We start from the raw sequence: 15,965 nt of genomic DNA, 5'->3' as shown, positions 1-15,965 counted from the left end.
CGGAGCTGTGAGACCTGGCACGAGCTCCCGGAAAGGCGCGGCACCCGTGCATCCCTGGTGCGCGCGAGCACGCCTCGTCCGTCTTGCCTGCAGGAAGGCAAAGCCGGCGCTTCTTGCCGCATATCTGGCCATCATCGGGGTGCTCGTGCGGGATGCCCCGTCCCATGCCCTGCCCCTCGGGCCCGTGGCGCCGGGTGAGCAGGCGCAGGTCCCGCCGGAGCAACCCGCTGCTTCCCAGCCCGAGCAGCCCTCCGCCGGGGGCTTCTCGCCGTCGTTGCGTGCCTCGGGGGAGAGCCTGTGGAACGTGCGCGTCGCCTGGGGCGACGCGGCAGGCCTGCTGGGCCAGGAGGGCTACGCCGCCCGGCAAGCCACCTTCCAACAGCAGCTCCGGTTACGCCTCGAGGGCGACGTGGCCCCTGGCGTCAAGGTGTCGACCGACCTGGACAACGTGCGGAGCGAAAACCTCCAGCTCATCGGCATCGACTTCACCTGGGGCCCCGCCACCGCACACCTCGGGGACGTCCGGCTTCGATCCGAAAGCCGTTACGCCGCCGGCCCGGCCACGTTGAAAGGGTTGAGCGTCGAGGCTCGCTGGGGAGCCTGGGAGCTGGGGGCGCTGGCAGGGCGAGCCAGGGGGATTCCCGCGACCAAGACGTTTTACGGCCCGAACAGCGAGGATACCACCCGGTGGGTGCCCGCCGCTCCTCCGGCCTTCTCGCCTTCGTACGCCCCCACGCGGGAGGGGGTGGCGCTGGTCGCAGACGCCAGGGGCGCGCAAGGCTTTCGCCTGGCGCGGGCTTTCGACCCCGACTTCATGAAGGTATGGCTCATTCCCTCCGACTCGGCGCCTGCCGCCGGGTGCGGGGAGACGAGGGACGGCCGTTCCTCGTTGAAGCAGCTTCTCGACGACTTCGGGCTGGGGTATCTGGTCGACGCCGGGCCGGGCAGCGCGCCGCGCGGCGTCCTGAAGCCCCAGCCGTACGCTCCGCCGTCCCAGCTACCCCCGCCCGGCCTTTCGACCGAGGACGTCGCCCGGGCGTTCTTCCCGCTCGACTCCGGCCGTTTCACGGCAGTGGCGAATCCCGAGGGAACGTCGCCCCGGGGCTACGTTCTCCTGCAGCTCGAAACCCTCGACCTCCTGCGCTCCCACGTCGAGCTCCTCATCGAGCGGTACAACGAGCTCAACCGCCTGTCAGGCGCCGGCCGGCGTACCTACCCGTTCGTACGGGGAAGCGACCTGGAGCGCCAGTTTCTCTCGCTCGTGCGCCAGTACTACCGCATCGAGGCAGGAGCAGGCGACTATCCCGGCGCTTCCGGATGGAGCAGCGCCATGGCGCCCCTGTCGGGCTCGGGCGCGAGCGGTCCCGTGGGGGCCTCCTGGCTCGGCACCTGCCCGGACTACCGGGAGTACCTGGGCACGGGCACCGCCAACCTCGAGGTCGCACCCGATGGCGCCTTCGACCGGTCGAAGGCGCCCGACCCTGCCCGCACGCCCGCCTCTGTGCTGTACCTGACGGGCAACGCCGCTTTGCAACAGGATTCGCTGGTCGTCGAGGTGGAGCGGCCCGAAGGAAGTGTCGAGCCGGCGGACACGTACGGGTTTTCGTGGATGGTGTTCCCCGAGCAGGGCGTGTTGAAGGTTGCCTTCCCGGCGACCATCGGCGGGGTGCCCGGCACCATCGAGGCGTTGGCCAAGAGCTTCAGGGCGCTGCAGGCCCGGTACCGCTACCGCGTCTCCGGGGGGTTCTACGCGCTCGGCACCTCGGTGGCGGCCGGGAGCGAGGAGGTGCGGCTCAACGGCCAGCAACTGCGCCGGGACGTCGACTACACCATCGACTACGAGACCGGCGTGCTGGTGCTGCTTCGGGATGCAGGCCCTGCCGACACGATCGAGGTGCGCTTCGAGTACTTCCGGGGCGGGCCGGGCGCCACCACCGAGTACAACCGCAACGTGTTGGGCGTGAGGGCGGGATGGAAGCCCGGCGATGCATGGCGGGTGGCGGGCGAGCTGTTGTTCGCCGGGGACGAGCCACGGCCGCTGGTCGAACCGGATCGGGCCCGCACCATGCCTAACTCCCACACGGTCGCTGCCCTCGTGGGAGGCTACCGGGCATGGCAGGGCGTGCGCCCGGAGCAGGGGTTCTGGGCGGAGCTGGACACAGCGTGGTCGCACGACGTCTTCCCGTTCGACGACAACGTGCGGGAGCCGCAGGCCAACGAGGTGCAGGCCATTGCGGGGGGAGTATCCGGCGGCGGGTGGGGCGGTTACGTGCTGCTCGGGCACCGGGCGGGCCTCACCGTAGGGGCACTGGACGCTGCGGGCCAGGTGATGCAGGGCACATGGCGGCGGTACGACACGGGGGCCGGGTTGAGCGGGACCAACGTGCTGGCCGTCGCGGGCGCCGCACGCGGCACGGTGTCGGACGGAAGCCTGGGAGACCCCGTGGGCCCGGTCGATGCGTGGCTGCTCGGGACGGAGTCCGGGCTTACGGCGGTCGTCGACGCCGGGCAGGGTCCCGCCAGCTTCGAGAAGGCGACCAGCTACCTGCGCCGCTACGCGTCCGGCGGGCTTCCGTCCAACGAGGTGCGGGACGTGCTTTACGTCGGGGTCGCGCCGCCGCCTGCGAGCCGGGTAGCCCATGGGCCGGCGGACAAGCCCTCCGTCTGGGTGGCGACGGCCAGAGGCCTGGCCTGGGCGGGGGCCGGGGAGTGGAACGCGACGAGCCTGGCCGATTGGCACGGCCTGGACGCTGCCGCTCTTCCGCCGTGGCCCGGGGGCGGCTTCCGGTCGCTGGCCTTCGCCCCGGTGGGACCGCACGATCCGGGAGCGCCGCCCGCGGCCGCCGCGCTGCTCGCGGCGGGTCCCGGCGGTGTGTTGTGGATCCCCCTGTGGGGCCTGGATGAGGGGTGGGGAGCAGGCACCCACGTCCTTTTCGAGGGCCGGCCGGTCGACAGGGTAGCGGCGGTCTGTCTGGACTGCTCGCAGGGTTCCACGCAAGGCCTGCACGTGCGCATCTTCGCCGGGGGCGAAGCAGGGTTGGAGTGGCTCGACGTGGCCCCGGAGGGCGGGCCCACCGGCGCGGGCGGGCGGGGGAGCACGGGGAGTTCCCAGGTCGGCGGGGTGGCCGGTAGGGTGCGCTCCCTGAGGCTCCTGTCCGGGAAGCTCTGGGTGGGCACGGACCGGGGGCTGTACGGGATCGACCCCGGCGCGCCGGGGCGCCTGCCCGCGGTCACCTATAGCGCAGACCCGGCGATGGCCGGCCCGGTCACGGCCGCCGGCACCGTCCTGGCCGGCGCCGGGTCGCCGGGACAGCCCTCGCTGCAGCTCTGGGTGGCGACCCGGGCGCAAGACGCCGGACAGCCCGGGCTGTTCACGCTGGATCCGGCGGTCGACCCGCCGCCGGCGCCGCAGCCGCTGGCCGGGGAGATGTTGCCCTCCGAGCAGGCGTTGCCGGCCCGCGATCCCGCTCGATACCGGGACCCGGAGCGGCGCGCCGTCTACGACGGGCTCGCCGGCCGGTTCGACCTGGGCTACGCCTGGCCGCAGGGCGGGGTGGAGGCCGGGTACGAGCGGATGGACGCCCCGTTTCTCGCCATCAACGACGTCGAGCGCCGGGCGGTAGAGGCGTGGCACGTCGCGGTGCGGCACCGCTTTGGGGAGAGCGTGGGGGTCGAGGTGAGCCATGCCGACCGCCGGACGGCCGACCCGCGACTTGCCCGCCAGGAGCCGGATGGGCCGGGCGAGTCGCCGGGTACGAGCGTCCGGCGCATCCGGCGCACCCTCACCGACGAGGCCACGGTCACGTGGACGCTGCCCGTGCCGGCGCCCGCCACGTGGATGGGCCCGCCCGAGCTGCGGGGCAGCGTGCGGTGGGACCGGATCGACCGGGACGAGGCGGCCGCAGGGTGGGAGGTGACGGTCTCGAGCCGGAGCGTCCAGCTGCAGGAGAGCTTCTGGGACCGGCGCCTCGTCGCGGCGGTCGGGTACGAAAACCTGCGCTACCGGGAAGCAGGCGCGGCCGGGTACGTCGCGCACAACCTGCTGGCCGACCTGACGGCGACTCCCGCGCAGGACGTGACGCTGAGCGTGCGATTCCGCTATCCGCTCAGGGTGCACGACCTGGACGCTCCCGCAGGTTGGGCGTACGGGGCGGCGGCGTCGCGCCTCGAGGGCGCCCAGGACCTGCAGCTGGGAGCCACCGCCAGCCGCAACCTGGGCCTGGTGCGCACCACGCTCGACCTCAGCCAGCAATCGGGCTGGCAGGTGACCGACCGGGGAGTGACCCCGGACCGCCTCGAGCGGCAGGCCCGGGTGTCGCTCGCTGCGCCCACGCTGGCGGCGGGGCCGTGGACGTTCTCCCCGGCCGGGCGGATCGAATGGGCCTATACAGGTTCGCCGCTTTCACGGGCGACGACCACGGGCGCCGGCGGCAGCCTCCAGGCCACGTGGCAACCTGCCTCCCTCAATCTGACGCTGGATGCGAGCCGCCGGTACCAGCAGGCGGAGTTTCCGGGGGCGCGGCGCGCCGTGGACGACCGGCTGTCCTTGACGGCCGGCACCGAGGCGTTTGCGTGGGTCGACCCTTCCCTCACCCTTTCCCGGGACGCCCGCCACGTCACCACCCTCGGTGACGGGCGCCAGGCCACGACGCAGACGTACGCCGCCACGCTGCGGCTCGGGTGGAAAGGTATGACCCGGTGGCCCCAATCGACACGCCTCGGAGTGCGCTGGACCGGCGAACCAACGGCCGCAAAGGGCAGCCGCAGCGTGGAGTGGAGTCACTCCGTGGCATGGGAGCCGGAGGGGCCGTGGCGCTTTTCTGCCTCGACCGGCGGTGCCCGGGGCGAGGCGTGGGATGCGGGGGCGGCGCCGAAACCCCAGTGGCGGCTCGAAGTGTCGGGCCAGGTGGGCTACCGGTTCTCGGCCCGGTGGAGCGGCGGGCTGGAGGTAGGCTACGCCCGCGGGCAACAACCCCCGAGTTGGATGAGCACGGGCTCGATCGCCGCCGGAGACCCCGTTCCGTTCCAGGCGGGGTGGGCACGCCTTTTCGTGCAGGCCACGTTTTAAGCTCACTCCTTTCCAGCAAACGAAACAAACCCCAACCCAGGTTCCATGCTTCCAAGTATGGCAGCTCGGCCCTCTTCTTTCTTCGATTCAACTCGTTTCCATTCGACGTTTGCCGTCAAGGATTCGATCGTACCGGAGCCTAATTCCAGGAAGCGTTTCCAACTTCGCGTGGTCCCCCGCCACGAACGGCACCCCGCGTTTTCGCGCCTTTCACGCCTGCGACGGGCGCTCGACGCGCGTGGGCCGCGGGGCCGGCGGTAGGAGGGGGTGGGCCAGCCGGGGGAAGCGAGACTGCCGCGTGCGTGGGAAGGGACGAGCGCAGGCACGGGAAGGGAGGCTCGATCTGTGACGTTACGGGTGTCTAAGCTCTGGGGCCTGGCAGCCGGCTTGCTGCTGATCGTCCTGCTCGTGGCCGCCGCTGCGGGTGCGGCGCCGGGCAGCGCGACAGGGAGCCGGAGCGGTGCCCGGCTCGACCCGGCGCTCAAGTGGCTCCTCAAGCAGGCGGAGAAGGAGAAAGAGATCGATCTGGCGCCGCTCGCCGGCCTGTTTGCGGTGTACCGGGACAACCGGCCCGTCACGGTTCCCATGTTCCGGCCTTCGCAAACGGGCATGCTGGTGCCGGGCGTCCCATCCCAGGGCTCCGCGGGGGGTCAGGGCCTGAAGCCCTCGGGAGCGGGTGCCGGGAGCGTGGCGTCCAGAGGAGTGCCCGCCGACCGGTTCGGAGTCTTCGTCATCACCGACAACCCGGGGGTGCTGGCCTCGGTCGGGGCCCGTCCCAATACGGTGGCGGGCAACGTGGTCACCGCCCACCTGACCCTCGACCAGATTCGCCGCCTGAAGGACGCGCCCGGGGTGCAGGCCATCCGGCTCGGGCGCCGGGTCCGGTTGACGCTCGATCGGAGCGTGCCGGAGATCGGCGCGCAGGTGCTGCAGACCATGCAGCCTTTCCTGCGGGGAAAGGGCGTCATTTCGGGCGCGGTCGACACGGGCATCTCGTACCTGCACAAAGACTTCCGGGCCCCCAAAGGGCCGGGCGATCAGGAGGAGCTGGCGTCACGAATTCTGTTCATCTGGGACCAAATGCCCGGCATCAGCTACTTCGGGGCGGGTTGGCCGATGCCGTGCGCGCCGGCCGATTGCCCCCACAACCCGCCGGCGGGGTTCGACTACGGCACGGAGTACACGAAAGCGCAGATCGAGCAGGACATCGCCAGCGGCGTCAGGGATGCGTACGACCCACGGGCCATCGTCAAGGCCGTCGACGACTACGGGCACGGCACGCACGTGGCGGGGATCCAGGCTTCCGACGGCAGCTCGCAGCCGGCCGGATACCCGGCTCGCTATGTCGGCATGGCGCCCGACTCCGACATCATCATGGTGCGGACGACCCTCCACGACACCGACATCGTGGACGGGGTCGCGTACATCTTCCGGAAGGCCGACGAGCTGGGCCGGCCTGCCGTGGTCAACCTGAGCCTGGGCGGCCAGTTCGGGCCGCACGACGGGACGGAGGCTTTCGACCTCGCCGTCTCCAACCTGGCGAGCAAGCCCGGGCGCATCGTGGTCGTGTCGGCGGGCAACGAGGGATCCGACCGCATCCACGCCGGCGCCGAGGTGACGGCGGGCGGGCCGGCTACGTCGGCGAGGTTGACGCTGCCTGACGCGGACCCCTCGACGCCGGGAAACCAGCCCGACCCCGACGGGTATGCCATCTCCCTCTGGTACCCGGAGGCCAGCCGGTTCACCGTGTCCCTCACCTCGCCCGGCGGTCACACGTATAGCGCGGCCTGGGGGACTGAGCCGGAAGCACCGGTCGTCACTCCCGACGGATGCATCCTGGTCTCCAACGGCCCGCCGGCCCTGGCGTCGATCGGGTCCGTGCAGTCCGAAACCACGGCCAACCAGGTGGAGATCGAGGTGCTGGGGTCGCAAGGAGCACCGGGCTGTCCGGCTGACGCCGCCACCGGCACCTGGACGCTCACCGTGAGCCCGGGGGCGAGTTCCCCCGCCGGCCGCTGGGACGGCTGGATCTACTTCGGCAACGCGACCTTCGACGTGCAGTACGCCGACCCCAACATGACCGTCGGCTCGCCGGGCGTGGCGAAGGGCGTCATCACGGTCGGGGCGTACATGACCCGGGATCGCTGGCAGAGCATCAACGGCAACGTCGTGGTGCCGCGCACCGAGCCCGTGGGCAGCTACGCTCCCTTCACGAGCCGCGGCCCCACCCGGGACGGCCGCCAGAAGCCGGAGGTGAGCGCGCCCGGTTCCTGGATCGTGGCGACGGCCGCGAAGGAGTCCGACCTGTACGCGGCGACGAACTCGACCTTCGGCCCGCAGTACCTGGTCGTCCCCGATCGGGAGCACCTGTCGCTTCAGGGCACGAGCATGGCCGCCCCGCACGTGGCGGGTCTGGCGGCGCAGATGCTGCAGGCGGTGCCCGGGCTCACCACGCCGGACGTCCGGGACCTGCTGACGAGCACGGCCCGTTCCGACCTCTACACCGGCGTCACGCCCAACGTGGTGTGGGGCTACGGCAAGATCTCGGCCGACCGGGCTTACGCCGCCGAGGTGTCGCCGCGCCAGTTCGCCATCCGCGTCGGTCCCAACCCGGCCAGGGAAGTGGCCACTTTCTACTATTCGCTCGACCGGGACTACCCCTTCGTCACGCTGCTGGTCTACACGGTGGCCGGCCAGCGGGTCTACGAGCAACCTCTGCCCTCGACGGCCGGCTCCCACTTCGTCCACTGGAACCTGACCAACACCTCGGGCCAGCCCCTGGCCACGGGGATGTACCTGTTCGTGCTCAAGGCCGGAGAACGCACGAGTACCGGCAAGCTCCTGGTCGCCCGCTGAGGCGCCGGCGCCGGCGGACAGCAAGAGAGGAGGCATTCCCAGGATGCGAACGCATGACAGCCGGCAGCGGAAGGGGTACCCGGCGGGTGGGCCGCCCGTGGCACCGCCCGCGACCCGGCACGCCCCGCCCGTGCTGACAGCGGCGGTGCTCCTGGCCCTGGCTGCGGCGATGACCTGGCCGGCCGCGGCTCGAGCCGCCGACTACGCCCAGACGATGGCGGCCGGGGGCATCGGGTACAGCGCCCGGCTGCTGGGCATGGCGGGCGTATCGGTCGGCCTTGTCGACGAGACCGCCACGCTCTTCACCAATCCGGCGGCGCTGGCCCTGGTGAGGCGTCCCCACGTGACCACCCTGTACACCCGGCCGTTCGGCGAGGCCGACCACGTCGCCGTGAGCGGCGGCATCCCCGGCTTCGCGGCGGGCGGCTCGCTGACCACGAGCGCCGTCGACCGAACGGACGAGTACGGCCTGCCCGCAGGCGGCGCCGCCGGGTATCAGGAGCTGACCGTGGCTCTCGGCGGTGCGGCCGCCGTGGCGCGAGCGGCCGGCGCCACGCTCTACGCGGGCGGGGCGGCGCGCTACTACCGGCAGGCCGTGGCCGACGTGCAGGGCCAGGCGTTTACCGCCGACGTGGGCCTGCTCGTCGAGGCGGGAGCGGCCCAGGTGGGGATCAGCCGCCGCAACCTGCGGGCGGGGGCGATCGGCGTGGTGCGCTACCAGGACGGCGTCGAAGACCCGCTTGACCCGGCCACGACCATCGGAGCCGCCGTGCGGTTGGGGCCGGTGCTGGTGGCGGGCGACCATGGCCTCGAGGATGCGACCACCCGGGTGGGCGCCGAAGCATGGGTGGGACAACTGGCGGTGCGAGGCGGCGTGGCCTTCGCCCCCGGAGGGGAGCGCCAGGTGAGCCTGGGGGCCGGGGTGGCGCTCGGGGCAGTCAAGGTCGACTACGCGTACCTCATGCACCCGGCCCTTCCGGACTCTCACCGCCTGTCGCTCTCCGTCGACCTCTGAGAAGGCCGTCGAAGCCGCAGCCCGAGGAGGCGGCCCCGTCAGGTACCGGCCGCCTCCTCGGCCACGCTCCCAACGGCATACTCCACGACGGCGCGTGCCAGCACCTCCGTCGAGTCGATCAACGGCACGGCGGTATCTTCCCGGCGCAGCACGAGCGGCAGCTCCGTGCACCCGAGCACGACGGCCCCGGGCACAAGCCGCAGCGTCTCCCGCGCCAGAGCATCCAGCGCGAGCGGGCGGGCCACGGCGCGCTGGCCGGCCTTGACCCGGTAGATGGCCTCCATGACGCGCTCCTGGACGGCTGCCTCGGGCACGACCAGCCGGAGCCCCGCCTCCTCGAACGCCCGCTGGTACGTCCCTCCCAGCACCGTGCCGGTGGTCGCCAGCAGGAGCACCGGCGTGCCCGACCGGCCGACCCGCTCCTCGAGGGCCTGCCGGGTGGCGGCCGCCGCCAGGCGAATCATGTGCAGCACCGGCACTCGCACCGCCGCCGCGATCTCGTCGTACCAGTAGTGCGCGGAGTTGCAGGGCATGGCCAGCACCTCTGCCCCGGCCCGCTCCAGGCCCCTCGCCGTTTCGACGAGCATGGGCAGGGGGCTGGGCCCCTCGCCCTTGATGGCGGCCGTCCGGTCGGGGATCTGCGCGTTGCTGTCGATGAGCACCCGAGGGTGGTCCTGGTCTTTCGACGCAGGCACCAGCCGGACGATGCGCCAGAAGAGGTCGGCCGTCGCCTCCGGGCCCATGCCCCCGATGATGCCGATGACCTTGGGCCGGCGAGGCTCCGGGCCTGCCGATCCGCCCGAGGCGTTGAACGTCGACCGCATGGGGTGACTCCTTTCAACGGGGAAGGTACGAGAACCGGAGGCGAAAGGCCTGCGAGCGCCCGATCCCGCCTCGAGACAGTACGTTCGACATGGGGGCACGAAACCCGTTACGCTGGATCAATGTCCCGGGCATCTGTCACAAACTGGACGGTTCGTGTTGACAGTAACCATCGTCAGCAGTATCCTCAAAGCGAGGTTTGCGACATTCGTCACAAAGTACAGCAATGCCAACGAGTTGCAGCAAAGGACGTCGTCATCGTCGCTGCAGCAGAGAGGACGGTCTGGGATGGAGAAAGTCCAGGGGTTCATCCGCAAGACCAAGCAGCGGGAGGTCATCCTGCGGGTGCTGCGGGGGACCAAGTCGCACCCGACCGCTGACTGGGTCTATCAGGAGGTTCGTAAGGAGCTGCCCAACATCAGCCTCGGCACCGTCTACCGCAACCTCAAGATCCTCACGGCCTCGGGCGAGGCTCTCGAGCTCTCCTACGGGAGCTCGTACAGCCGCTTCGACGGCACGCCCGAAAACCACTACCACTTCGTGTGCCAGCGCTGCGGCCGGGTAGAAGACGTCCCGATGCCCGTAGACGAGTCGCTCGATCGGGCCGTGGAGCAGTTGATGGGCGTCAAGGTGCGCCAGCACCGGCTGGAGTTTTACGGCCTGTGCGAGCAGTGCGCGGCCGAGCAGATCGAGCGCCCGGAGAGGCCCATGGCGCTCCGGCGGCAGCCCGTGGAGGAGCGAGACCAGGCTTACGCCCACTGAGCTTCGGCGGGCATCCGGGGCGGGGATGCGGCCCCAGGGGAGGCGACATCCTCATTCCCCATGAGGGGCCGCCGTCGGCCGGCTCCGATCCAGGCGACGGAGCCGGCCGACTCGCGTCCGCGCGCTACAATCCCATCATGAACGTCGCATCGGCTCTCGAGCCTTCCACGTTGCTCGCACGGCTCAACCGCTTCGCCGTCGCACTCCACCTCGACGGCAAGCGGCAGGTGGCACACCTGCCCAACTCCGGGCGCCTGCGAGAACTCCTCACGCCGGGAAGGCCTACGCTCGTCGCCCTCTCTTCCCGTGCGCCCGAGACCTCCCGGAGGCGAACCGTGAACCTCCCGAGGCGAACGGTCGGGGATGCGCTCTTCATGCTCGGCCCCAACGGCTGGGTCTGCGTGGACGCCCGGTTGCCGGGCCGGCTGCTGGCCGAGGCCGTGGAGCAGCAGCGGCTGGACGTCTTCCGGGGCTGGCGGGTGAAACGGCTCGAATACCCGGTGCCCCAGGAGCCCGGCACCCGTCTCGACCTGCTCCTGGAACGGGGAGAAGCGCTCGCGCTGGTGGAGACCAAGTCGGTGACGCTGGTCGAGCGGGGCACGGCGCTTTTCCCCGATGCGCCGACGGTTCGGGGGCGCCGTCACGTGGAGGTGCTGCTGCGGGCGGCCGAGGCGGGCGGCGCAGCGTTCGTCGTTTTCGTGGTCCAGCGACGTGACGCGCTGCGGTTCAGCCCGCACCGGCAGGCCGACCCGGCGTTCGCCGAAGCCCTCGAGCGTGCAGCCCGAGGGGGCGTGCAGGTCCTGGCCTACCGGTGCGGGGTCGATCCGCCCTCGGTCGGCATCGAAGAGGCCATTCCGGTGGTGCTGTGAGCGACTCGGTTGCCTGGCGCCTCAGGCCGGCGGCCCTCCGGGGCTCGCCGGTGCCGCCGGAGCGGTGGGCGTCTGCGGGACGGCACCTGCGGGCGGCTGTGCCGGTGGGCTCGAGGGCGGCGGCACCGTCGGTGCGGTCGTGCTGCCTCCGGCGTTGGGCAGGATCAGCTGGTTGATGACCTTCTCCAGGAGTTCCTGCTGCGCCAGCTGGCGGGCGCTCGCCCAGTCCTGGGCCAGCACCGATCGGATGAGTTCGGGGGAGACGTTGAGCCTGGTCGCCCCCTCCTGGGCCAGCCGGTCCATGGCTACCTGCCGGAGCGACGCCCAATCCCGGTTGATGAGGGCTTCGGCCTCCCACGGGGCGATGCCGAGGGCCATCAGCCGGTCATAGACCTCCGGGGTCAGGGTTGTCGTGAGACCCTTCCAGTCCCCCTGCAGGAGCATCTGCCACTGCTGCGGGGTGAGGTACTCGGCCACCTGGCGCAGGAGGTCGCGGGCCTTCTCCAGGGCCACCTGCTGGTCCAGGATGCTGCCACCCGACGCCACGACGACTTTCGCCTCGCCTGCCGGGTCGAGGACGGCGGTCACCTGGTCCCCCGTGGCCAGACGTTCGACGCTGGAGGGCTGGCCGTTGCGCATCACCAGGGTGGTGTCGGAGAAGCGCAGGGGCACCGGGCCCCCATCCGTCGTCACGGTGGCACGGCGGGCGTTGGCCTGGCTCAGCTGCAAGCGCCCGCTCGCCGTGGAGAGCTGGCGCGCCAGATAGAGCACCTGCACGGCCTCGCCGCGGGTAGCGGCCCGGCGGGCCTCGGTGGCCGACCGGATAGTCGCGGGTACCATCCCGGCGGCCCTGGCCAGCTCCATCGCGGCCCCGGACGGATCCCCGCCGTTGGGCGCCGGCCACCGGCCGGCGAGCGAGCCCATTCCGGCCAGCCGTACGGCGGCGGTCAGGAGGTTGCCCACCGACAGCGGGGTCGAGGCGGCATCCGCAAGGTCCGTGACTTTGGGCAAGATCCCCCGCTCCATGAGGGCCTGCACCGCGGCGCGCTCGGGGCTCGCTCCTGCGGGCAGGGTCATGTCGAAGGCGGCCACGCCGGCGCGGGCAAACTCACCCAGGGTGATGGCCCGAGAGGCACGAAAGTGGTCTCCCGGGAACGCCGTGAGTGCCCCCGTCGGCTCGAGCGCCTGTAGCGCCCGGCGCAATGCGGCGTCGGTGACGTCGGTATACCCTCCGGGTGCCGGTGCGCTCGGAGACGCCTTCGAGGCAGCCGTGGCCGGCTCCGGAGCGCCGGCGCGCTGGCCGGTCGCCGCCGTGGCGACCACCGGCGCGGCGATCAAGGTCACGATGAGGCCGAGCCATGCAAGCGAACGACCTCGCAAGAAGCTGCACACTCCTCTCCTCGCGTGTCGAGGAATTTGGAGCCGCACAGTCGAACATCCTTTCTGTAACTACCGGTAAAGCAAGCAGCGACGGCCTTTGGGGCCACTGCCGGGCAAAACGACCAGGCTCTTCCGGGCGACCGCGCCGGAGAGGGCCGGACACCGGAGGAGGCCGGACGGATGGGTGAAACGGCACGGCGCCTCATGCTGGTCGACGGATACAGCCTGCTCCACCGCGCCTTTTTCGCCCTGCCGATGCTGACCACCAGCGGGGGCGAGCCGACGAGCGCGGTCCTGGGCTTTGCCACCATGCTGGTGCGGCTGTTGGAAGAGGAGCGCCCCGACCACGTGATCGTGGCGCAGGACATGGCCGGGCCTACGTTCCGGCACCGCCAGTTCGAGGCGTACAAGGCCCAGCGGCCGTCCATGCCTGACCCGCTGCGTCACCAGGTGGTGCGCTTCGAGCAGCTCGTGGAGGCGTTTCGCATCCCCCGGGTGGGGGTGGAGGGGTTCGAGGCGGACGACGTCATCGGGACCCTCACTCGCCAGGCGCTCGAGCAAGACCCCACCTGCCAGGTGCTCATCGTGACCGGGGATCGGGATATCCTGCAGCTCGTCGGCGATCGGGTGACCGCGCTCATCACCCGGCGGGGCATCAGCGAAATGGAGCGCTTCACGCCCGAGCACGTGAGGCAGGTACTCGGGATCGCGCCGGCTCAGGTCGCCGACCTCAAGGGGCTGGTGGGCGACACGAGCGACAACATCCCCGGGGTGCCGGGCATCGGGGAGAAGACCGCATCGCAGCTGCTGCAGCAGTACCCCGACCTGGAGAGCATCCTCCGACACGTGGACGAGCTGCCGGGGCGGGTGGCCAGGGCGCTGGAGAGGTTCGGGGATCAGGCCAGGCTCAGCCGTCACCTGGCCACCATCGTCACCACGGTGCCCGTAGAGCTCGACTGGGAGTCTTGCCGGCGCCGGGAGCCCGACGCCGATCGGCTCGCCTCGCTGCTGCTGGAGCTCGAGTTTTCGCGCCTGCTCGCGCGCCTCGGACAGATGTACCCGGCCGTCGCCGAGGCTGCCCGGAGGGGCGCAGGCGCCGGGGGGAAGGCCGGGGAGAGCCCGAACGGGCCGACAGCCGAGGAGCAGGGAGAGCAAGGAGGCCAGGCGGCGGCGCCGGGACAGGATGGCATGGCCGCTGGTGAGGGAGCGGCGGCGCGAGGCGCCGCGAGGGTCTCCCGGGGCCGCAGGCAATCCGGCGAGGGGGGAGACGGGGAGTCCGGGAGCACGGGCAGGGGGCATCCGGCCGAGCGCCGCGTGGCGGACGGGCGGGCTCCGTTCGGTCTCCCGGAGCTGCTCGACCGGCCGGAGGCGCTGGCGCAGGCCGTGGAGAGGTTACGGCGGGCAGGGCCTGCGGCGGTGCTGGTCGTGCCGGCGTCGACCGACCCCATGCGGGCGCCGGCGGTTGCCGTGGCTGCTGCCAACGAGGGCGCCGCCCTGCTGGTGGCGGCGGCCGGGGAGTCGTGGCCGGCCGAGCTTGCACCGCTGGCGCGGTGGCTCGAGGATCCGCAGGCGCCCAAGTGGTGCCACGACGCCAAGACCGCCGCCGTGGCCCTGGGCAGCCGCGGCGTGGCGCTCAGGGGCGTCGTGGAGGACGTCATGCTGGCCTCCTACCTCTTGCGCGCGGGCCAGGGTAACCACACTCTCGAGGAGATCGCGCTGCGTTTCCTCGGGCGCATGGTCGAGGCAGGCGCGGGGGTCGAGCCTCGCAAGGGAGGAGGAGCCCGGCAGCCGCCGGACGGTGCCGTGCAGCAGGCGCCGGTCCCGGAGTTGCTGGTCGCCGCCGTCCAGGGCCAGACCCGGGACCTGGCCCAAACGGTGCGGCAGTTCGCCAGAGAGCGCCTGGAGGCGATCTACCTGCTCGCCGGCCCGCTGGCCCGGTGGGTGGAGGAGGACGGCCTGGAGCGGGTCTACCGGGAGATCGAGATGCCGCTGTGGCCGGTACTGGCCGAGATGGAGCAGGTCGGGGTCAAGATCGACACCGAGGCGCTGGCGCGGCTGGGAGAGACCCTGGGGCGGGAGATCGAGGCCACGGCCGAGGCGATTTACCGGCTGGCGGGCGAGTCGTTCAACATCAACTCGCCCCGGCAGCTCAGCCACATCCTCTTCGACAAGCTGGAGCTGCCGGTGGTCAAGGAGACCAAGACCGGCCCCAGCACGAGCGCCGACGTGCTGGAGCAGCTCGCCGACCAGCACGAGATCGTGCGGAAGATCCTCGACTACCGGCAGCTGGTCAAGCTCAAGGGCACCTACGTCGACCCCATGCCCGCCCTGGTCCATCCCCGCACCGGCCGGCTCCACACGACCTTCCACCAGGCGGTGACGGCGACGGGGCGGCTGTCCAGCAGCAATCCCAACCTGCAAAACATCCCCGTGCGCACCGACCAGGGCGCGGTGATCCGGGAGGCGTTCGTCGCCGGGATGCCCGGGTGGGTGTTGATGAGCGCCGACTACTCGCAGATCGAGCTGCGGGTGCTGGCCCACATGGCGGGCGACGAGGTGCTCATCGACGCGTTCCGCTCGGGGCAGGACATCCACACCCGTACGGCGTCGGAGGTCTTCGGGGTGCCGATGGACGCCGTGACCCCGGCCATGCGCAGCGGGGCCAAGGCCATCAACTTCGGCATCGTCTACGGGATCAGCGCATATGGGCTGGCCAGGGGGACAGGCCTGTCGCAGGAAGACGCCCGGCGGTACATCGACGGCTACTTCCACAAGTACGCCGGGGTCAAGGCGTACCTCGACCGCACGGTGCAGGAGGCGAGGCGGCTCGGCTACGTGACGACCCTGTTCGGGCGGCGGCGGTATCTGCCGGAGCTTCACTCGCGCCAGTACGCCCAGCGGGCCTTCGCCGAGCGCATGGCGATGAACACGCCCATCCAGGGTACGGCCGCGGACATCATGAAACTGGCGATGGTGGCCGTCCACCGCGCCCTGGAGGAGGAGGGGCTGGCGGCCCGAATGGTGCTGCAGGTACACGACGAGCTGGTGCTGGAGGTGCCCCAGGACGAAGTGGAGCGGGCCGGCGAGCTCGTTCGCTCGACGATGGAAAACGTCGTGCACCTGTCGGTGCCCCTCGTCGTCGACGTCAAGAGCGGCCGTAACTGGCGGGAGTGCAAGTAGCCTGGCGGGCTCG

General features: G+C 71.4%; 8 protein-coding genes. 6 read left to right on the top strand and 2 right to left on the bottom strand.

The annotated features are described in order from the left end of the window. Positions 1–46: 46 nt before the first annotated feature. The 3 genes from U7230_RS09100 (at position 47) to U7230_RS09090 (ending at position 8,939) form a co-directional block, all read left to right on the top strand. Complete coding sequence (locus U7230_RS09100) at positions 47–5,068, top strand: hypothetical protein (RefSeq protein WP_324715531.1); 5,022 nt, start codon at positions 47–49, stop codon at positions 5,066–5,068. Positions 5,069–5,413: 345 nt separating this feature from the next. Then, positions 5,414–7,924, top strand: a complete 2,511-nt coding sequence (locus U7230_RS09095) for a S8 family serine peptidase (RefSeq protein WP_324715530.1) — start codon at positions 5,414–5,416, stop codon at positions 7,922–7,924. A 43-nt stretch (positions 7,925–7,967) separates the two neighbouring features. Further along, positions 7,968–8,939 carry a PorV/PorQ family protein gene (locus tag U7230_RS09090; RefSeq protein ID WP_324715529.1) on the top strand — a complete coding sequence of 324 codons (972 nt, stop codon included), beginning with the start codon at positions 7,968–7,970 and terminating at the stop codon, positions 8,937–8,939. A gap of 38 nt (positions 8,940–8,977) precedes the next feature. Here the strand turns inward: U7230_RS09090 and U7230_RS09085 are convergent, their stop codons facing one another. Continuing rightward, positions 8,978–9,763 carry a cysteate racemase gene (locus tag U7230_RS09085; protein WP_324715528.1) on the bottom strand — a complete coding sequence of 262 codons (786 nt, stop codon included), beginning with the start codon at positions 9,761–9,763 and terminating at the stop codon, positions 8,978–8,980. A 286-nt stretch (positions 9,764–10,049) separates the two neighbouring features. Here U7230_RS09085 and U7230_RS09080 point away from each other — a divergent pair, with 286 nt between their 5' ends. Beyond that, positions 10,050–10,523, top strand: coding sequence for a Fur family transcriptional regulator (locus tag U7230_RS09080; RefSeq protein ID WP_324715527.1), 474 nt, complete (start codon positions 10,050–10,052; stop codon positions 10,521–10,523). A gap of 137 nt (positions 10,524–10,660) precedes the next feature. Further along, the gene (gene sfsA / locus U7230_RS09075) at positions 10,661–11,392 is read left to right on the top strand and encodes a DNA/RNA nuclease SfsA (protein WP_324715526.1); all 732 of its coding nucleotides are present in this window, start codon (positions 10,661–10,663) and stop codon (positions 11,390–11,392) included. Between the two features lie 21 nt (positions 11,393–11,413). Here the strand turns inward: sfsA and U7230_RS09070 are convergent, their stop codons facing one another. Beyond that, on the bottom strand, positions 11,414–12,772 hold the full coding sequence (locus tag U7230_RS09070) for a hypothetical protein (protein ID WP_324715525.1): 1,359 nt from the start codon (positions 12,770–12,772) through the stop codon (positions 11,414–11,416). Between the two features lie 180 nt (positions 12,773–12,952). On the opposite strand from U7230_RS09070, the gene polA reads away from it, so the two are divergent. Next, positions 12,953–15,952 (top strand): DNA polymerase I, encoded by a 3,000-nt coding sequence (polA, locus tag U7230_RS09065; protein ID WP_324715524.1) that lies wholly within the window; start codon positions 12,953–12,955, stop codon positions 15,950–15,952. The last annotated feature ends 13 nt before the right edge of the window (positions 15,953–15,965 follow it).

It is taken from the genome of Limnochorda sp. L945t (assembly GCF_035593305.1).
In the GTDB taxonomy this organism is placed as follows: domain Bacteria; phylum Bacillota; class Limnochordia; order Limnochordales; family Geochordaceae; genus Carboxydichorda; species Carboxydichorda subterranea.
The sequence above is the reverse complement of the archived record's forward strand: the minus strand, read 5'-3'. Positions and strand labels throughout refer to the sequence as shown.